Below are 17,690 nucleotides of genomic sequence, written 5' to 3'. Positions count from 1 at the left end.
TCAGGGGCTGAGCCGTTTTCTGGGAACTCCCGATGAATTAATCCCTCGGGTCTCCTGTCCCCCTGATCCCTGCATGCAATGACGCTATTAGCGGGCAGGTGATATTGCCCTGGTGTGAGTGGCATCGCTCGACCATGACGCTTAGCACCTTCTCGATTTGCGCCAGCCTGTCGATCTTCTCACGCACGTCCCGCAACTTGTGCTCGGCGAGCGCCCTGGCTTCCTGACAGTGGGTGCCATCGTCCAGCCGAAGCAGGTCGCTGATCTCATCGAGACTGAAGCCCAGCTGCTGCGACGTCTTCACGAACGTCAACCTGTCGATCTCGGCGGCACCATAACGTCGAATACCCCCCGGAGGACGCTCGGGCTCCGATAACAGCCCTCGTCGCTGGTAGTAGCGGATCGTCTCGACATGCACGTTTGCCGCCTTGGCCAGGCCGCCGATGGTCAGTGAATTCGCTTTATCATCCTGCACGCGCCTTGACTCCGTATCTGACTACGGAAGTAACCTTAGCTCAGCGAACCAGGCCATGAAAGGTGCAAGCGAATGTCAACATCGAAATCGGGACGTAGCCCCCTGGCCGCCGGAGGGTTCGCGGCCCTGCTGGCGTCGGCCTGCTGTCTCGGCCCTCTGGTGCTGCTCACGCTGGGCGTTTCCGGCGCCTGGATCGGCAACCTGACAGCCCTGGAACCCTACCGCCCGCTCTTCATCGGCGTGGCGCTGGTGGCGCTGTTCTTCGCCTGGCGCCGAATCTTCCGTCCCGTGGAACAGTGCCGGCCGGGGGAGTTGTGCGCCATGCCACAGGTCAGGACGGGCTACAAGGCGATCTTCTGGATGGTGTCGGTACTGGTACTGATCGCCCTCGCGTTCCCCTACGTCCTGCCCCTGTTCTACTGAAAGGAGATGTCCCATGGGAATGCGTTTCGCCCTGATATCGCTCCTCGCCCTGCTCTGCATGCCCGCTTGGGCCGCCATGCAGACCGTGACCCTGTCGGTGCCGGGCATGACCTGCGCCGCCTGCCCCATCACCGTCAAGGCCGCCCTCAACAAGGTGGACGGCGTCTCGCAAGTCGACGTGAGCTACGAGAATCGTGAGGCGGTGATCACCTTCGACGATTCCCGAACGTTCATTGAAGCATTGACCGAGGCGACCACCAACGCCGGCTATCCCTCCACCCCGACAGCCTCGGATGCGGATCGGGAGTGACCATGAAGAACCCGAAGCCCCCGCTGCGCGTGAGCGTGATCGGCACCGTCCTGGTGGCGCTGTGCTGCTTTACGCCGATCTTGGTAATTCTGCTCGGTACCGTCGGCTTGGCGGCACTGACCGGCTATCTCGACTATGTGCTACTGCCAGCCCTGGTCTTTTTCATCGGCCTGACCCTCTACGCGCTTTGGCGCAAGAAACCATACGACGCCGATGGTGGCAACGGCTCACCCCCTTCGAGGACTCCCCCTCATGAATGATGACAAGAACCTGCACATCGCGGTCATCGGCAGCGGCGGCGCCGCCATGGCGGCGGCCCTGAAGGCCGCCGAGCGTGGGGCCCGCATCACCCTGATCGAACGCGGGACCCTCGGCGGCACCTGCGTCAATACCGGCTGTGTGCCCTCGAAGATCCTGATTCGCGCGGCCCATATTGCCCACTTGCGCACGGCAAGTCCCTTCGATATAGGCCTGAGCGCCCAGGCGCCGGTGGTGGACCGGGCGCAGCTGCTCAGGCAACAGCAGGGGCGTGTCGAGGAACTGCGTGATGCCAAGTACGAGGGGATTCTGCGCGACCACCCGGCCATCACGGTCCTGCATGGCGAGGCCCGGTTCGTCGATGCCCAGCACCTGACGGTCAGACTGAATGAAGGCGGCGAGCAGACCGTCCGCTTCGATCGCGCCTTCATCGGCACCGGTGCGCGTCCGGCACAACCGCCGGTGCCGGGGCTGGCCGACACCCCGTACCTGACCTCCACCAGCGCGCTGGCCCTGGACACCCTTCCCGAGCGGCTGATCGTGATCGGGGCCTCGGTGGTGGCCCTGGAACTGGCCCAGGCCTTTGCCCGGCTGGGCAGCCGGGTCACCCTGCTGGCTCGCAGCCGCCTGTTGTCTCGGGAAGACCCGCCGGTGGGGGACGCGATGGAGGCGGCGTTTCGCCGCGAGGGCATCGAGGTGCTCAAGCAGACCCAGGCGAGCCGCGTGGACTACACCGACAATGAATTCATTGTCGATACCAACGCCGGCACCTTGCGGGCGGATCAACTGCTGGTGGCCACCGGGCGGACACCCAATACCGAGGCGCTGAACCTGGCGAGCCTCGGCGTGGAAACCGCGCGTGGGGCGATTCTGGTGGATGAGCACCTGCGAACCACGGTGCCGGGCCTCTATGCCGCCGGTGACTGTACCAATCAGCCGGCGTTTGTCTATGTGGCCGCCGCAGGCGGCAGCCGGGCCGCCATCAACATGACAGGAGGCGAGGCCACCCTGGACCTCGGCGCCATGCCGGCGGTGATCTTCACCGCCCCCCAGGTGGCGACCGTCGGCCTGACGGAAGCCGAGGCACTCGAGCGAGGCTTCCGCGTGGAGACCCGCGTGCTCGACCTGGAGAACGTGCCACGTGCGCTGGTCAATTTCGACACCGCCGGTTTCATCAAGATGGTGGCCGAACCCGACTCGGGGCGGCTGCTGGGCGTCCAGGCGGTCGCCGGGGAGGCCGGGGAGCTGATCCAGGCGGCGGTGATGGCGCTGCGCGCCCGCATGACGGTGCAGGCCATCGGCGACGAGTTGTTTCCCTACCTGACCATGGTGGAAGGCCTCAAGCTCTGCGCCCAGACCTTCACCCAGGATGTGAAGCAGCTGTCCTGCTGTGCGGGATGAGCGATATAAGCGTGACCCTGGAGCCTCCCAAGGCCAAGGCCGGCCTGCCCTTCACCGGCGTGCATGATGCCGGCCTCGACCCGTTCCACGTTGTACTTGCCCATCGCCTCCAGCAGCCCCTGGCTCGGCAGCTTGCCGGCGTCTGAGTCCAGACCCGCCTTCATAGGGATCATGAACCTACGGCTGCAAGATCGCATCCTGGGTCAGGATGCACTCGTTGGGGCCTGGTTCGCCATCGGCGAGCGCGGTGTCGGGGAAGCCATCGGGGAACGGCGAGTCATCGCTGCAGCCTCCCCGGTAGGTGTGCATCATCCCCGGCATCAGCTCGGCGACAAGCGGGCCGTGGTCGTTGACGACGAAGTGGTGCTCGGCGCCCCCCAGGTTGGTGAACTCCTGATCGGGCAGCCAGCCCCCCTCGATCGGACCGGGCGTGAAGTGGGCGCTGAAGGTGGCCTCGCCATCGTCGGTGGCGACGTTGCCGTCGGCGTAGCCGACCTGTGCCTCGGCGGGGTTGCCCTCGGCGAGGACGTCTCCCGCGGTGCAGGGTTCCGGGTGTGCCTCGCAGGCCCCGGGGTTGTTCACCACGACCCACCACAGCGTGTAGACATGCCCCGGCTCGAGGCCAGCCGCCTCGAAGTGGACGGAGCTGCCCCACTCAGTGGTGTACAAGGTGGCCTCCGCGCCGGCGACCTCGCCTTCCTTGCCCGACTGGGGGTGCCACTCCACCGCGGCGGTGTGCTGGGCGCTCTCCTGGCCCTTGTCGCCTGCCTTCACCGGGGAAGGCAGGATAAAGGCGGCGGCTACCACGGTGGCTGCCAGAACGCCGATGGGACCGAGCCGCGGAAGGACGGCCTGCGTCCTACCGGTGCCACGCGGCACCAGGGTGTTGCGGATCATCTCGTACATGGGGGTACCTCCTCGAGTTGCGGGCATTGCTACTGCCATGCCCTCTCGGTTCGGCTGGAGATGGAGTGGCGATGCGCCTTACCCGCTCCCCTTCACTCAGCCGGGTGCAATGTTGCGATTGACGCGGAAGCGGTTGTCCGGATCCCAGCGGCGCTTGATCTCGGCGAGCCGCCGGAGAGCCGGGCCGAGGGCCGCTTCGACGCGCTCCGGGCCTTCGTCCTCGGTCAGGAAGTTGATGTAGGTGCCGCCGGTGGAGAAGGCCTTCAGGTCCAGCCAGGCCTCACGGGCCCAGGCGATGTTCGCCGCGTCGTCCTCCGGCGACTCCCAGGCGCCGCCCACGTTGACGACGTAGCGCGCATCGCGGTTGCCCACCGCCGAGTGGTCGTTGTCGAGCGCGTTCAGGGCACCGCCCAGCTGGAACAGGATCACCGCCGAGTGCGGCGAGCGGATGCGCCCGGCATGTTCGATGACCGTGTCGCACAGCGCGGGCTCGATGCCCGGCAGATACTCGCTCTTCCAGTAGTAGCGCCGCCCCTTGGGCTGGGTGGCATCGAGCAGCTTCTGCAGCTGTGCGTAGGGCCGACGCACCAGCACGTCGCCGATGGGCTGGCCGAAGCCCTTGATCGGCGCGACCACCGCCTCGCCCTCCTCCGGCGTGCCGCTGTAGCAGGCCAGCAGCGCCACGATCGGCGTGCCATGGTACTCCCTGGGCAACCAGGGCGCCGGCGGTGCCGGCCGCAGCAAGGCGACAAGGGTCAGCTCGGGCGGGGCCTGCTCGGCCAGGCGGCGATAGAGCTCGAGCACCGCCGGGGCCTCGCTGGCGGGCCAGGCCACCAGGCCGCCCACGATCTCCGGGCCGAGGGGGTACAGCCGGTAGTCGAAGCGGGTCACCACGCCGAAGTTGCCGCCGCCGCCCCGCAGGCCCCAGAACAGGTCGGCATGCTCGTCGGCACTGGCATGCACCAGTCGGCCGTCGGGGGTGACCACCTCCATGCCCAGCACGTTGTCGGTGGTATAGCCCCAGCGCCGGGTCAGGTAGCCGAAGCCGCCGCCCAGGGTGAGCCCGGCGATGCCGGTGGTGGAGATGAAGCCGAGCACGGTGGCCAGGCCGTGTACCTGGGTCTCGCGATCCACGTCGCCGAGCTCGCACCCCGCCTGGGCATGGGCCACCCGGCGCTCGCGGTCGACCCAGACCCCGCGCATCAGCGAGAGGTCGAGCATCAGCGCGCCGTCGGCCACCGCCAGCCCCGCGATGTTGTGGCCGCCGCCCTTGATGCAGAGCAGCAGGTCATGCTCGCGGGCGAAGCGCACGCCCGCCATCACGTCGGCGCCCCCCAGGCAACGCACCACCACGGCCGGCCGCCGGTCGATCATGGCGTTCCACAGGCGGCGCGACGCCTCGTAGTCCGGGTCGTCCGGCGTCAACAGCGGCCCCTGGAGCTGCATCTTCAAACCGGCCAGCATGTCCGGCGTCAACTCGATCTCGGTACCCTTGAGTGTTGTCGCTCTCATGGTCAGGGCTCCTGTCGTTGCCAAGGTTCGCGGTATGCGCCGCCTCCAGTCTGCGTCCACACCGAGGGGGCCACCTCCGGGGTGCGGGCCATGGCTCGGCACCTTGCCACGCGGAGCATGGAGGACGTCACAACGCTAAACTTAGTAGAGCCGCCGGCGAGCCGGGAATTCACGATCTGTACCGCTCCGGGCGAACGGGCGGCGCCGCGGACGCCCCGCCAACCCGAGGAGGGCCTGCGATGACGGACTGGGGATACAAGCAGTTCTGCCCCGTGGCCATGGCCACGGAGGTGCTGGGCACCCGCTGGACCATCCTGGTCATCCGCGAGCTCCTGTGTGGCAGCCAGCGCTTCAATGACCTGCGCCGTGGGCTGCCGCATATCTCGCCGGCCCTGCTGTCGAAGCGGCTGCGCGAACTGGAAGAACTGGGCGTGGTGAGCCGCCGCCGCGATCCCGAGACCGGCAACCCGCATTACCGGCTGACCGAGGCGGGCGAGGAACTGCGCCCGGTGATCATGGCGATGGGCTGCTGGGGGCAGCGCTGGCTGGAAGCGCAGCTCTCCATGAAGAACCTCGATCCGTCGCTGCTGATGTGGGACATGCGACGCAACCTCGATCCCGTCCCCTTGCCGCCCCAGCGGGTCACGATTCAGTTTCTGTACCACGATGTGACGCCCGGCCGGGCCAAGTGGTGGCTGATCGTTGACAAGTCGAGCGAAGATGGCGTCGTCGACCTCTGCAGGAAGGATCCCGGCCACGATGTCGATCTCTACGTGGTCAGCGACCTGCGCACCATGACCGCCATCTGGATGGGCCTGATGACCGTGGCGGAGGCGCTCGCTGGCGGCAAGCTCCAGTTGACCGGGGCACGCCAGTTACAGGCCAGCATGCAGCGCTGGCTGGGACTCAGTGTCTTCGCCGGCGAGCCCAAGCGGGTCAGCGCCTGAGCATCCCCGCTCCCGGCGCGAACCCGACGCCACCCGCTTGGCAGGCTCCTGCCTGAACGGCACCAGTACGCCGTCACCTTCGGCCGCATGGCCTCGGGGCGGTCGATACGCGGGTCCCCAGGCGGAGAAAATGAACAAGCTCGCTACCGATGCGGCGCATCTCGACGGCTCCTTCCAGTAACGCCTCTGGCCACGGAAGTTGGGGGGTGGTGTGCGCGGTGTCTTGTCCGGGATGCTGGAAGCGAACCTGATCCACCATGAAGAGAATGAGATGAACGGGTGCGGGATGCGAACTCAGGAGGAACCCGGCTTCGCCTTGCACCGGGCCGGCAATATGGGAATCTCAGCACCCTGCCAGCGCCCGGGCCCGATCGAAGGTCTCGAGCGAGACCGCGTTGCCGGAGAGGATCAACGCCACCGTCTGCCCGCGCACCGCGATGCCGTGCTCGGCCAGGGCCGCCAGGCCGACCGCGGCCGCCCCCTCGACCAGGCGTTTCTCGTGCTCCAGGAAGTCGACCATGGCCGCGGCGATGGCCGCCTCCGATACCCGGTAGTGCTCGTCCATCACCTCGCGGACCAGGGCGAAGGTGCAGCGGTTGTCGAGGCCGATGCCGCCGCCCAGGGAGTCTCCCAGGCTCGTCTCCTCCTCCACCGCCAGCGGGTGACCCGCCGCCAGGCTCTCGGCCATGGCCGCGCCGCGGGAGAGACTGACCCCGGTGACGGTGACCTCGGGACGGAGCGCCTTGAGCGCCGCCCCGATCCCGCCGAGCAGGCCACCACCGGAGAGCCCGGCCAGGACGCGGTCGAGATCGGGCGCGTCCTCCAGCAGCTCCAGGCCGATGGTGCCCTGGCCCGCGGCGATGAGGGGATCGTCGAAGGGCGGGATCAGCACCATGCCCCGCTCGCGGACCAGCCGCTCGACCTCCGCGAAGGCCGCATCCTGGCTCTCGCCGACCCGCCGCACCTCGGCCCCCAGGGCTGCGACGGCCTCGGCCTTGTCGGCGGGCACCAGCCGCGACAGGCAGACCACCGCCGGGATCCCCAGCCGCGCCGCCGCATGGGCCACCGCCCGGCCATGGTTGCCGGTGGAGGCGGTCACCACCCCGGCGGCCAGCGCCTCGCGACCGTGCCGCTCGATCAGCGCCGCGATCATGTTGGTGGCCCCGCGCAGCTTGAAGGCGCCGGTGGGCTGGCAGGTCTCGAGCTTGAGCAGGATGTCGGCGTCGAAGCGCCGCGACAGGGCTTCGGAACGCACCAGGGGCGTGCGGGCCACCTGGCCCTCGAGGCGCCGACGGGCGGCCTGGATCGCCGCCAGGGTGACGCCATGGCTCGGTTCGCTCATCCATGGCCTCCTCACGGGTTCGGGCACGGGGCCCACGGCATGCCCATGATGGTCGATGGGCGGCTGCCCCACAAGCGCGCCGCGGGGGGATCCCCGCGGCGACTGGCGTGGACACCGGGCGGTGTCAGGCGGTCTGGAGGGCCCCCTCCCGGACCAGGGCATCGGTGACCCTGTCCACCGCGCGGCGGGTGCGGGCGACGATCTCGTCGACCTCGTCGCGGCTGGTGGTCAGCGGGGGCGCGAAGCCGAGGATGTCCCCCTGGGGCATGGCCCGAGCGATCAGGTTCTCCTCCAGGGCGGCGGCGGCCACGCGCGGGCCCACCTTCAGGCTCGGGTCGAAGTGACGGCGCCGCGCCGGGTCGGCGGAGAACTCCAGGGCCGCCAGCATGCCCACGCCGCGGGTCTGGCCGACGATCGGATGGTCGCCGAAGGCGGCCTGCATCTGCCGCTGCAGGTAGGCGCCGGTCTCGGCGGCGTTGGCGGTCAGGCCCTCGCGCTCGATGATCGCCAGGTTGGCGAGGCCGGCCGCACAGCCCAGGGCGTGACCGGAGTAGGTCCAGCCGTGGCCGATGGGGCCGTATTCGCCGGTGCCCTGCTCCAGCACGCGCCAGACCCGATCGCCGACGATCACGCCGGAGAGCGGCTGGTAGGCGCTGGTCAGGCCCTTGGCCACGGTGATCAGGTCCGGCTGGATGCCGTAGTGGTGGCTGCCGAAGTCGGCGCCGATGCGGCCGAACCCGCAGACCACCTCGTCGGCGATCAGCAGCACGTCGTATCTGGCCAGGACCGCCTGGATGGCCTCCCAGTAGCCTTCCGGCGGCGGCACGATGCCACCGGTGCCGAGCACCGGCTCGCCGATGAAGGCGGCCACGGTCTCCGGGCCCTCGGCGAGGATCATCTCCTCGAGCCTGCCGGCGCAGTGCGCCGAGAACTCGCGCTCGGTCATGCCCTCCTGCTCCGCGGCGCGATGGTAGTAGTAGGGCGCCTCGGTGTGGCGGATGGTGTCGATGGGCAGGTCGAAGTGGTCATGGAAGGCCTTCAGCCCGGTCAGCGAGCCCGAGGCGATGCCGGAACCGTGGTAGCCGCGCATCCGCGCGATGACCTTCTTCTTCTGCGGCCGGCCCAGCACGTTGTTGTAGTAGCGCACGATCTTGAGCTGGGTCTCGTTGGCATCGCTGCCGGACATGCCGTAGTAGACCTTGGACATGCCGGGGCCGGCGAGCTCGAGGATCTTCTCGGAGAGCGCGATCTGCGGCTCGTTGGAGTGGCCCACATAGGTGTGGTAGTAGGCCATCTCCAGGGCCTGCTGGTAGATCGCCTCGGCGACCTCGATGCGGCCATAGCCGATGTTGACGCAATACAGCCCGGCGAAACCGTCGATGAACTCGCGGCCGTCCTTGTCGATGATATGGATTCCCTTGCCGCCGGTGATCACGCGTCCCGGGGCGTCGCCATGGGCGAAGTCACGCAGGTGGGTGGACGCGTGGAAGGTCACCTTGCGGTCACGGTCGATCAGTTCCTGATGGGGGGTCATGCGCTTCTCCAGTGAGGCTCCCCGGCTCCGCCGGGGAGGAGTTCGTCATTCTCGGGTTGTCTTTGGTCTGGTGATTCTTTTCGCCACTAGGCCAATGCAAGAAGGGGCTCTCCGGCGGCAGGCCTCCGTGAGGGCGCTGTCAACCCATCCCTGGGCGCTACTTTTGCCCTGCGGCGCTAATGCATCCTGCGCCGCTTGCAGGGCCTGGGTTGGCCATCCATGGCTAACCCGCTCGGCGGGAAGAACATTCACTGGACGTTCTTCTCCATCCGCCTCGCCCCTGGGCAAAAGACCCTCACTGCGACCTGCCCCCGACGCCCATCGAGCTCGGATGGCCGATTCCCTAGTGCCCCGGATCCAGAGAGCTCTGCGAGCGAAGGCCTGACCAGGCGGGCCCGACGGAGAACAGCGGAGTTTACTGGCCGAAAATGAGCATGTTCGATGTCGGGCCCAACGCCGTCAGGCCGAGCGCAGCTAGCTCCCCGAAACAGAGCCCAGGGCGCCGAGACAGTAGTACTTGGTCTCCAGGTACTCGTCGATGCCGGTCACGCCGCCCTCGCGGCCCAGCCCCGACTGCTTGACGCCGCCGAAGGGGATGGGCGGGCCGGTCATCTTCACCGAGTTCACCGCTACCATGCCGTACTCCAGCGCCCGCAGGAGCTTCCAGATCCGGCGGATGTCGTGGGTGTAGACATAGGCCGCCAGGCCGTACTCGGTGTCGTTGGCCATCTCGATGACCTGATCGTCGTCGCCGTAGGCCGTGATGCCGGCCACCGGGGCGAAGTTCTCCTCGCGCCAGACCTTCATCTGCGGCGTCACGCCGGTCAGCAGGGTCGGCATGAAGAAGTTCGGGCCCGGGGCCTCGAGCTGGTCGCCGGCCACCAGCGTCGCGCCCTGGGAAAGGGCGTCATCGACGATGGACGCGGCCTTCTCCACCGCCTGGCGATGGATCAGCGGCCCCAGGTCGACTTCCGCCTCGATGCCGTTACCCACGGTGAGTGCCGCCATGCGGCTGGCGAACTGCTCGACGAAGGCGTCATGGATCGATTCGTGCACCAGGATGCGGTTGGCCGCCAGGCAGTCCTGGCCGGCGGTCTGGAACTTGGCCGCCACCGCGGCATAGGCCGCCTCCTTGGGGTCCATGTCCGGACCGACGATGAAGGGCGCGTTGCCGCCGAGCTCCAGCGAGACCCGCTTGACGGTGTTCGCACACTGCTCCAGCAGCAGCCGGCCGACCCGGGTGGAGCCGGTGAAGGACAGCGCCTTGACCCGGTCGTCGAAGCACAGGATCTTCGAGACCTCGGCCGCCTCGCCCAGCACCACGTTGAAGACCCCGGCGGGGATGCCGGCGCGCTCGGCCAGCTCGGCCAGGGCCAGCGCCGAGAAGGGGGTCTCGTGGGCGGGCTTGACGATCACCGGACAGCCGGCGGCCATGGCCGCGGCGGCCTTGCGGGTGATCATCGCCAGCGGGAAGTTCCAGGGCGTGATCAGCGCGGCGACGCCCACCGGCTCCTTGAGGGTGCCGAGGGCCGCATTGGGGATATGACTGGGGATGGTCTCGCCGAAGGTGCGCTTGCCCTCCTCGGCGAACCAGCGCACGAAGCTGGCCCCGTACTCGACCTCGCCACGAGCATCCGGCATCGGCTTGCCCTGCTCCAGGGTCATGATGGTGGCCAGGTCCTCGCGGTGGGCCTGCAGCAGGTCGTACCAGGCCAGCAGTCGCTCGCAGCGCTCGTCGGCGCGCAGCGCCCGCCACTGGACGAAGGCCGCCTCGGCGGCGTCAATGGCCGCGCTGACCTGCTCGGTCTCGAGCAGCGGGATATGCCCCAGCGCCTCGCCGGTGGCGGGGTTGAACACGGTATCCTCGCGGCCACCATCGCCGTGGGTCCACTTGCCGTCGACATAGGCATACTGGCGGAACAGACGCGGATCGCTGAGCATGTTGGACAGAGTCATGGGCACCTCCCCTGACGCACCGGCGCGTCGAGTCGTCGCGCCGGCGATGAAATGTCATCCGCGGCCCGGGGCCGCGTGATGACGTCATGGTAAGGGAGGTGGACGCTCAGGACTTTTCGAAGCACCGCCCCGGACGCGGCGGGTTTTTCGTTCCACGCCCGAGAAGTTGTGGTTTTTTTTGCGCCCCCGCCGGGGGCCGACATTCAGTCCTCCGGCGGGGCGGCCAGGGCGGCCTCGGCGAACACCAGCAGGCCGAGCTCGGGGCGGTAGCCGTGGATCTCGGTGACGTCGAGGGCCTGCAGGAAGTGCAGGATCGCCTCGCTGACCACCTGGCCCGGCACCAGCACCGGGAAGCCGGGCGGATAGGGGATCACGAAGCTCGCCGAGACCACGTCCCGCCCCTCGCGCATCTGGACCTGCAGCTCACCGTTGTCGAAGCGCAGGTACTCGGTGTTCTCCTCGTCATAGCTCAGGAAGTAGGCGCTGCGGATGTCGCCCTCCGGTGTCTCGGCACGCTGGCGGAAGGCGTCGTGGAAGCGGCTGAAATCGGGCAGCGGCGGCAGCTCCCGGGTCAGGGAATGCACCCGGCGCTCGATGATCTTGCGCTCGGGCCGGCTGCTGTCCTCCCAGCGGTACTCGAACTCCTTGGCGATCTTCATCAGCACGTCGAGCAGGTAGGCGATGGCGCCCCGGGAGGTGCCGATGTTGGTCATGAACAGCACGGTGTTGCGCGAGGTCTTGTTGATCTGGATGCCGTACTTGTTCATCAGGTACTCGTTCTTGAAGGCATCGCCGTCGACCCCGGTCGCGCCGATGGCGATGGTCACCCGGGTCGGGTCGACCACGAACTCGTCCCGCGCCCAGGCCTCTTCCATCTGGTTCCAGCCGGTCACCGGGTCGTAGTAGGACTCGACCCCGGACTCGCGGTAGGCCGCGGGGACCATGTCGCTGTTCTTGAGCACGCGGAAGTACTTCAGCAGCAGCGGATGGCTGTAGAGCTGCTCGCGCAGCGACAGCGCCGTCTCGACCTGGGCATGCACCAGCTCGAAGCCCTCCATCTCCGCCTGCATCCGGCCAACGTCCAGCGAGGCCAGGATCTGGTAGTTGGGCGAGGTCGACGTATGGGTCATGTAGGCCTCGTGGAACGGCGCCTCGACGCGCTGCCGGAAGTCCTGGTCGTAGACATGGATCATCGAGCCCTGACGCAGCGAGGTCAGGGTCTTGTGAGTGGAGTGGGTGGCATAAGTGCGCACCCGCACCTGATCCGGGTCCGGCAGCACGCGGTGCTCGAGCCAGGTGGCGTCGTCGTCGGGGTCGAGCTGGTCGAACTCGGCCTTCCAGGCCGCATACTCCTCGCGGTACGCCTCGCTGCGGTAGCGGTCGCGCAGGGTGCGCGCCGCGTGCATGGCAGTGCGCGGCCGGTAGGTGGGGTTGAAGGTGGCGAAGGCGAACCAGGCCTCGTCCCACAGGAACACCAGGTCCGGCTTGATCGCCAGGCACTCCTCCATCACCCGCCGCACGTTGTAGACCACCCCGTCGAAGGTGCAGTTGGTCAGCAGCAGCATCTTGACCTTGTGCAGCTGGCCGGCGCGCTTGTAGGCCAGCAGCGTCTTCTTGATCTCGTGCAGCGGCACCGCCCCGTACATGGAGTAGTCGTTGAGCGGGTAGGAGTCCAGGTAGCTGACATGGGCCCCGGCCAGCACCATGCCGTAGTGGTGCGACTTGTGGCAGTCGCGGTCGACGAGCACGATATCGCGGGGCTTGATCAGCGCCTGGACGACGATCTTGTTGGCCGTGGAGGTGCCGTTGGTGACGAAGAAGCTCTGGCGGGCGCCGAAGGCCCGGGCGGCATACTCCTGGGCCTTCTTGATCGGCCCGTAGGGCTGCAGCAGGGAGTCGAGCCCGCCGGAGGTGGCCGAGGTCTCGGCCAGGAAGATGTTGATGCCGTAGAAGTCGATCATGTGCCCCGCCCAGTGCGAGCGGGTGATCGACTTGCCCCGCGAGATGGGCATGGCGTGGAAGACCCCGGTGGGCTTGCGACTGTACTCGCGAAGGGCATCGAAGAAGGGCGTGCGATAGCGGCTGTCGATGGCCCGCAGGATGGTGTGGTGCTGCTCGATGTAGTCGGTCTCGCGGTAGAAGATGCGGTTGAAGTAGCGGATGTCGCGGCTCGCGGTGGCCTCCACGTCGCCGCTGGTCACCAGGAACTGGTCCACCTCGGGGCGCAGCTCGTGGATCATCGAGCTGAGCAGGATGCTGCGGTCGGCCTCCGACTGCCCCTCCAGCGCCTTCTCCGACAGCCCCTCCAGGTAGTTGCGCAGGGCGCTGAGGTTGTACTTCGACTTGTAGGGGAATTCGTAGCGGATCAGGCAGGCCTGGATGTTGGGGTTGACCAGCACCGCGATCAGGGCGTCCTCGAAGCTCCTCACGGTGACCACGTCATAGACGAACTTGTCCTCGGGGCGACGCATGTTGCGGAAGGCCTCGCGGACCACCTCCTCCTCCTGGGCCGACAGGTTGTCGACGATCAACAGCTCGAAGTAGGGCTGGGCCGAGCTGTTGGAGGCCGGATGGCCGCGCCGCAGCTGGTTGAGGGCGTCGAGGGTCTCCAGGTCCTCGGCATCGGCGTCGGTCTCGCTGAGGTCGACGTGGCGGCGCCGGTAGGACTCGCTGATCAGCGCCCGGACCAGGCGCTTGACCACCTTCTCGAGCAGCACGTACTCCTCGCGCTCGAACAGCGACCAGAGGTGACGGAAGTCCTCCTTGGAGGGGAAGGCATGGTAGTCCTCGATGATCTCCAGGCGGGTGAGCTTGACGTCGATGGCCTTGATCAGGGTCTTCGTCCGGCTCTCGTCCTTGAGTCGCACCAGCTGGCCCAGGTCCCGGGTCAGGGCATTCCAGGTGTCGGCACGCAGATGGGAGATCTTGTGGTAGAAGCCCAGGGCGGTGTAGGTGGTTTCGGTTTGCGTCGATTCTTGCATGGCGACACCCTTCTCGGTCGTTGTTCTGCGGGGAGGCGTTGCGGCTCAGCCCGAATAGAGACCGCGCGTGCCATAGCGCACGGTGATGCGTTCCTCCGGGAAGTCGTCGAAGGTCAGGTCCAGGTGCAGGCCCGGCCAGTGGAACTGGGCCCGCCCCTCACCGGGGCGGTAGACGGCGGTATAGACCGTGCCCAGGCCGCGTCCGTAGTCGTGACGAAACAGCGGCGGCGAGAAGAAGGCAGAGACCAGGCGTGCCTCGGTGGTGGCCTCGTCGTCGACCAGGATCGACAGCTGACGCTCGCGGATCAGCGTCTCGGAGGCCAGCGCATGGGCATACCACTCGATCTTCTTCTGGTGGTTGGTGGCCACCGGCACGCGCCGGATGCTGGCCTTGTGGTCCGGCGCGATCATCGCCGTCACGTAGCGCCCGTCGCGGTCGGCGACGGTGATGTTGTAGGCCATGTGGGTGGGCACCCGGGCCAGTACCTCGGCGGCCTGGGGCACGCTGTCGCAGAACTCCAGGATGTAGCGCAGGATGATCGGGGCGCCGAAGCCGTCGCCGACCACCTTGCGTCCGCCGAAGGCCAGGGAGACGGCCAGGCCGGCATCGTTCATGCCGTCGAGCACGCCCCACAGGCAATCGGACATGGCGATCACCCGGCGCTCGTTCCAGCGACTGTAGAGGATGGTCCCCTCGCAGAGTTCCGGCGGATAGTCGTAGTTGCGGGCGAGCAGCGTGGCGCCGGGCCGGGCGAGCACCGCTTGGGAGCAGCCGGTGATGTAGGGGGGCGGACGGTAGAGGCTGAGCAGTCGCGCGCTGAGGTCGCCACCGCCGGCCAGGTCGCAGAGGGCCCGGTAGGTCCCCAGCAGCTCCGGCATGTGGCGACGCAGGGCGTTGAAGCACGCCAGGTAGGCCGGCCGCTCGCGCTCCCCCTCGCTGAGGTACCAGGCCTCGTAGGCCGGCCAGTGGTAGTCGAACAGCGACTTCCACCGGGCGCCGGGCGTGTCCTCACGCACGGTACGGAAATCCAGCATCTTGTCCATCGCGCCCCGCGGCGCCCGGCCCGTCGGGTCGGTGCCTCGCTCTCCGCTCATAGGATCTTGAAGTTGCCGCCGCCGACCGCATGGCTGACGGCGACCTCCTCCACCACCGGGTCCTGCAGCGACTGGCCCGCGTACTGGCCGCGAATGCCCTCGATCCAGGCGCGGGCCCGCTCGGTGAGCTGGAAGTCATCGTCCATCAGCCGCCCGCGGGTGATCAGGATGCCCAGGTCGGCGCCCTCGTAGCGGAAGTCGCCCTCGCCGCTGATGCGCAGGAAGAAGGCCTCGTCCTCGCTCTCGGCGGCATGGGGGTGCGAATCGTAGTGGTCATAGGCGATGCGGCCGTCCTGTGCCATGCGCCACACGCCGGACTGCGGCGCGGTGGTGAGCAGGTCGACGCTCTCGTCGGTGTGCTTGATCACCAACTGGCTCCAGCTGTCGACGCTGTCGGGGTGCGCCCAGCGCTCGTTGATCTCGTCGATGTCGAGGTCGAAGTCGAGCTCCGAGAACTCCAGCAGGTGGAACAGGAACAGCGGGATGTCGGAATGGGCGAAGGCCGCCACGTTGGTCAGCGAGCTGGCGCCGGTGACCCGCGGGTTGAGCTCGCCCAGGTAGACCTCGCGGGTGTCCATGTCGATCAGGAAGTCGAGCTCGAAATAGCCGCGGTAGCCCTCCTCGCGCAGCGCCTCGCCGAACTGGAAGGTGTACTCCCGGGCCTTGTCGCGCACCTCCTGGCTGAAGGCCCCGGCGAACATCTCGTTGCCGCACCAGCCGCCCTTGTAGGGGGTCAGCGACTTGAAGCCGACCAGCTCGGTCATCAGCGGGCCGACCACGGTGCCACAGCGGGTGGCACAGGCCTCGATGGCCGAGCCGCGACAGTTGATCCGCTTCATGATCTTGACCTCGGGTTCGGCCTCGATCTCCTCGGCATGCTTGTAGTAGTCGTCCTCGCCGGCGATGAAGAAGGTGGTGTGGCCGGAATCGCCGAAGGCGGTCTGCACCACCAGGTCGCTGCCGAGCTCGCGGCTCACCTCGCACAGCTCCCGGTAGCTGCCCACATTGGCCAGCACGTTGGGCACGCTGGGCACCCCGGCCTTGTTGCCGATGCGCACCGTCTCGATCTTGTTGTCCATGCGGTTTCGCAAGGCCGCCGGCGGGAAGGCCACCTTGAGCCCCAGCTGCTTGCAGACGTCCTCGGTGTGCTCGTCGAACATCAGGAAGGTCGCGATGCCGGCGTTGTCGCCATCGGCTCTCGACTGGATGAAGTCGATGACCTCCTTGTGCTCGAGCAGGTAGTTGTTGATGTCCTCGATGCTCTCGAAGTCGCGGGGGAACTTCTCCCTGGGCACGAAGACGTTGCGCTGGCGCCCCTCGAAGCAGTCGATGTAGTTGATATGGCGAAAATTCCCGACCCAGTCACCGATACCGAGGAGGTTGAAGTTGGTCGCCGAGATGAAGTAGATCGGCTCCTTGTTGTTGAGGAAGTGGCGGCGGACATCGGCAATGCTGGTTATCTTGCTCATCGTTGTCGCTCCCTGGCTATCGGCGGATGACCCTGGTCCCGCCCCCTTGGCGGGAGCGGGCCGGTCGGGCGGAGACGCGCCGGCGGGACCGGCGGCCCTGGATGGGTCGAACAGGCGACGCAGGACGTGCAGGATCCGGGTCAGCATGGGACCTCCTCTTCCGTTGGCGCCTGTCCCTGGCGAGTCAGTACTCCTCGATATCGGCGCGTTGTGGTTTGGCCAGGGGCCCCAGGGTATCGAGGAAAGGGGTGGAGCCGCCCTCGTGGCGATACAGCGAGAAATCGACGCGGCGATCGCGGAAGCTCTTGAGCGGCTGGCCGAGGCCGCGCAGCCCGGTCTCCCGCTCGCGGCGCACCCGGCTGAAGTCCACCTCGATGGGCATGATCTCCTCGCCGGTGCCGGCCTGGTGGATGACATCGCCGGAGGGCCCCACCACGATGGAGCGGCCGTTGCCGATGGCGCCGGCGCCGTTGATGTCGAAGAAGTAGCACTGGTTCACCGCGGCGTTGGTCCGCGCGATGGACAGTTCGATGTCCCGGTCGATGGTATCGGTCATGGTCGGGTGCAGGATCACCTCGGCGCCCATGGCGGCCAGGGTGCGGGTGGTCTCGGGGAACCACATGTCGTAGCAGATCGACACCCCGAAGCGGCCGACCCGTGGCACATCGAAGGTGACGAATTCGTCGCCGCTCTCCACCCCGGCCTCGTAGGGGCGGAACGGGAACATCTTGCGATAGCGGGCCACCACCTGCCCATGGGGGTTGATCACCGACAGGGTGTTGTAGACGGCCTCCCCGGACTGCTCGAACATCGAGCCGGGAATCAGCCAGATCCGGTGCTGCTCGGCGAGCTGGCAGAACATCGCCTCGGCATTGGAGGGCAGGGGCTGGGCGTGATGCGGCGAGGCGCCCATGGGCATCAGCTCGCTGAACAGCACCATCTGCACCTGGGGGAAACGGCTCATCAGCACATCGATGCGATGACGCATGGCCTCGGTGTTGTCGCCATGATGCAGGGCATGCATCTGGACACCGGCAATCGTGAAATAGGACATCGGCGGTCTCTCTGCGTCAGGCGATCT

General features: G+C 67.5%; 16 protein-coding genes. 6 read left to right on the top strand and 10 right to left on the bottom strand.

The window, feature by feature from the left end:
* Nucleotides 1-37: 37 nt before the first annotated feature.
* Nucleotides 38-475, bottom strand: a complete 438-nt coding sequence (gene merR, locus FHR97_RS15955; RefSeq protein WP_183384791.1) for a mercury resistance transcriptional regulator MerR — start codon at nucleotides 473-475, stop codon at nucleotides 38-40.
* A gap of 72 nt (nucleotides 476-547) precedes the next feature.
* Here merR and merT point away from each other — a divergent pair, with 72 nt between their 5' ends.
* The 5 genes from merT to FHR97_RS15930 are packed head-to-tail and all read left to right on the top strand — an operon-like array spanning nucleotide 548 to nucleotide 3,013.
* Nucleotides 548-898, top strand: a complete 351-nt coding sequence (gene merT, locus FHR97_RS15950) for a mercuric ion transporter MerT (protein ID WP_183384790.1) — start codon at nucleotides 548-550, stop codon at nucleotides 896-898.
* Nucleotides 899-917: 19 nt separating this feature from the next.
* Nucleotides 918-1,208, top strand: a complete 291-nt coding sequence (gene merP, locus FHR97_RS15945; RefSeq protein ID WP_425486099.1) for a mercury resistance system periplasmic binding protein MerP — start codon at nucleotides 918-920, stop codon at nucleotides 1,206-1,208.
* A 2-nt stretch (nucleotides 1,209-1,210) separates the two neighbouring features.
* Entirely contained in the window at nucleotides 1,211-1,468 is a 258-nt protein-coding gene (merF, locus tag FHR97_RS15940; RefSeq protein WP_183384788.1) for a mercury resistance system transport protein MerF, read from the top strand.
* Complete coding sequence (merA, locus tag FHR97_RS15935; protein ID WP_183384787.1) at nucleotides 1,461-2,867, top strand: mercury(II) reductase; 1,407 nt, start codon at nucleotides 1,461-1,463, stop codon at nucleotides 2,865-2,867. The genes merF and merA overlap by 8 nt, the downstream gene beginning before the upstream one ends.
* Entirely contained in the window at nucleotides 2,864-3,013 is a 150-nt protein-coding gene (locus FHR97_RS15930) for a hypothetical protein (RefSeq protein WP_183384786.1), read from the top strand. The genes merA and FHR97_RS15930 overlap by 4 nt, the downstream gene beginning before the upstream one ends.
* Before the next feature lie 31 nt (nucleotides 3,014-3,044).
* On the opposite strand, the gene FHR97_RS15925 is transcribed toward FHR97_RS15930, so the two are convergent.
* On the bottom strand, nucleotides 3,045-3,773 hold the full coding sequence (locus tag FHR97_RS15925; RefSeq protein ID WP_183384785.1) for a hypothetical protein: 729 nt from the start codon (nucleotides 3,771-3,773) through the stop codon (nucleotides 3,045-3,047).
* Nucleotides 3,774-3,869: 96 nt separating this feature from the next.
* On the bottom strand, nucleotides 3,870-5,285 hold the full coding sequence (locus FHR97_RS15920) for an FAD-binding oxidoreductase (protein WP_183384784.1): 1,416 nt from the start codon (nucleotides 5,283-5,285) through the stop codon (nucleotides 3,870-3,872).
* 239 nt (nucleotides 5,286-5,524) lie between these two features.
* Between FHR97_RS15920 and FHR97_RS15915 the strand changes: the two genes are divergently transcribed.
* The gene (locus FHR97_RS15915) at nucleotides 5,525-6,232 is read left to right on the top strand and encodes a winged helix-turn-helix transcriptional regulator (protein ID WP_183384783.1); all 708 of its coding nucleotides are present in this window, start codon (nucleotides 5,525-5,527) and stop codon (nucleotides 6,230-6,232) included.
* 343 nt (nucleotides 6,233-6,575) lie between these two features.
* Here FHR97_RS15915 and eutB read toward each other — a convergent pair whose 3' ends face one another.
* The 7 genes from eutB to FHR97_RS15880 form a co-directional block, all read right to left on the bottom strand.
* On the bottom strand, nucleotides 6,576-7,574 hold the full coding sequence (gene eutB, locus FHR97_RS15910) for a hydroxyectoine utilization dehydratase EutB (protein ID WP_183384782.1): 999 nt from the start codon (nucleotides 7,572-7,574) through the stop codon (nucleotides 6,576-6,578).
* A gap of 124 nt (nucleotides 7,575-7,698) precedes the next feature.
* Entirely contained in the window at nucleotides 7,699-9,108 is a 1,410-nt protein-coding gene (locus FHR97_RS15905) for an aminotransferase (RefSeq protein ID WP_183384781.1), read from the bottom strand.
* A gap of 474 nt (nucleotides 9,109-9,582) precedes the next feature.
* Nucleotides 9,583-11,064, bottom strand: coding sequence for an NAD-dependent succinate-semialdehyde dehydrogenase (locus tag FHR97_RS15900; RefSeq protein WP_183384780.1), 1,482 nt, complete (start codon nucleotides 11,062-11,064; stop codon nucleotides 9,583-9,585).
* A gap of 203 nt (nucleotides 11,065-11,267) precedes the next feature.
* Nucleotides 11,268-14,045 carry an aminotransferase class I/II-fold pyridoxal phosphate-dependent enzyme gene (locus tag FHR97_RS15895; RefSeq protein WP_183384779.1) on the bottom strand — a complete coding sequence of 926 codons (2,778 nt, stop codon included), beginning with the start codon at nucleotides 14,043-14,045 and terminating at the stop codon, nucleotides 11,268-11,270.
* 45 nt (nucleotides 14,046-14,090) lie between these two features.
* Nucleotides 14,091-15,080: a C45 family autoproteolytic acyltransferase/hydrolase gene (locus FHR97_RS15890; RefSeq protein WP_183384778.1), complete on the bottom strand. Its 990-nt coding sequence runs from the start codon at nucleotides 15,078-15,080 to the stop codon at nucleotides 14,091-14,093.
* Between the two features lie 56 nt (nucleotides 15,081-15,136).
* Nucleotides 15,137-16,609 (bottom strand): biotin carboxylase, encoded by a 1,473-nt coding sequence (locus FHR97_RS15885; RefSeq protein ID WP_183384777.1) that lies wholly within the window; start codon nucleotides 16,607-16,609, stop codon nucleotides 15,137-15,139.
* 184 nt (nucleotides 16,610-16,793) lie between these two features.
* Nucleotides 16,794-17,663 carry a carbon-nitrogen hydrolase family protein gene (locus FHR97_RS15880; protein ID WP_183384776.1) on the bottom strand — a complete coding sequence of 290 codons (870 nt, stop codon included), beginning with the start codon at nucleotides 17,661-17,663 and terminating at the stop codon, nucleotides 16,794-16,796.
* Between the last annotated feature and the right edge of the window lie 27 nt (nucleotides 17,664-17,690).

The organism is Halomonas stenophila, from assembly GCF_014192275.1.
In the GTDB taxonomy this organism is placed as follows: domain Bacteria; phylum Pseudomonadota; class Gammaproteobacteria; order Pseudomonadales; family Halomonadaceae; genus Halomonas; species Halomonas stenophila.
This window is presented reverse-complemented; position numbering and strand designations above follow the sequence as displayed.

What these genes read in the sequence shown, in the direction of transcription:
- FHR97_RS15905 (WP_183384781.1), bottom strand. Translation starts at nt 9,108, where the DNA reads ATGACCCCCCATCAGGAACTGATCGACCGTGACCGCAAGGTGACCTTC.
- eutB (WP_183384782.1), bottom strand. Translation starts at nt 7,574, where the DNA reads ATGAGCGAACCGAGCCATGGCGTCACCCTGGCGGCGATCCAGGCCGCC.
- FHR97_RS15925 (WP_183384785.1), bottom strand. Translation starts at nt 3,773, where the DNA reads ATGTACGAGATGATCCGCAACACCCTGGTGCCGCGTGGCACCGGTAGG.
- FHR97_RS15930 (WP_183384786.1), top strand. Translation starts at nt 2,864, where the DNA reads ATGAGCGATATAAGCGTGACCCTGGAGCCTCCCAAGGCCAAGGCCGGC.
- merF (WP_183384788.1), top strand. Translation starts at nt 1,211, where the DNA reads ATGAAGAACCCGAAGCCCCCGCTGCGCGTGAGCGTGATCGGCACCGTC.
- FHR97_RS15890 (WP_183384778.1), bottom strand. Translation starts at nt 15,080, where the DNA reads ATGCTGGATTTCCGTACCGTGCGTGAGGACACGCCCGGCGCCCGGTGG.
- FHR97_RS15885 (WP_183384777.1), bottom strand. Translation starts at nt 16,609, where the DNA reads ATGAGCAAGATAACCAGCATTGCCGATGTCCGCCGCCACTTCCTCAAC.
- merA (WP_183384787.1), top strand. Translation starts at nt 1,461, where the DNA reads ATGAATGATGACAAGAACCTGCACATCGCGGTCATCGGCAGCGGCGGC.
- merT (WP_183384790.1), top strand. Translation starts at nt 548, where the DNA reads ATGTCAACATCGAAATCGGGACGTAGCCCCCTGGCCGCCGGAGGGTTC.
- FHR97_RS15915 (WP_183384783.1), top strand. Translation starts at nt 5,525, where the DNA reads ATGACGGACTGGGGATACAAGCAGTTCTGCCCCGTGGCCATGGCCACG.
- FHR97_RS15880 (WP_183384776.1), bottom strand. Translation starts at nt 17,663, where the DNA reads ATGTCCTATTTCACGATTGCCGGTGTCCAGATGCATGCCCTGCATCAT.
- merP (WP_425486099.1), top strand. Translation starts at nt 918, where the DNA reads ATGCGTTTCGCCCTGATATCGCTCCTCGCCCTGCTCTGCATGCCCGCT.
- FHR97_RS15920 (WP_183384784.1), bottom strand. Translation starts at nt 5,285, where the DNA reads ATGAGAGCGACAACACTCAAGGGTACCGAGATCGAGTTGACGCCGGAC.
- FHR97_RS15895 (WP_183384779.1), bottom strand. Translation starts at nt 14,045, where the DNA reads ATGCAAGAATCGACGCAAACCGAAACCACCTACACCGCCCTGGGCTTC.
- FHR97_RS15900 (WP_183384780.1), bottom strand. Translation starts at nt 11,064, where the DNA reads ATGACTCTGTCCAACATGCTCAGCGATCCGCGTCTGTTCCGCCAGTAT.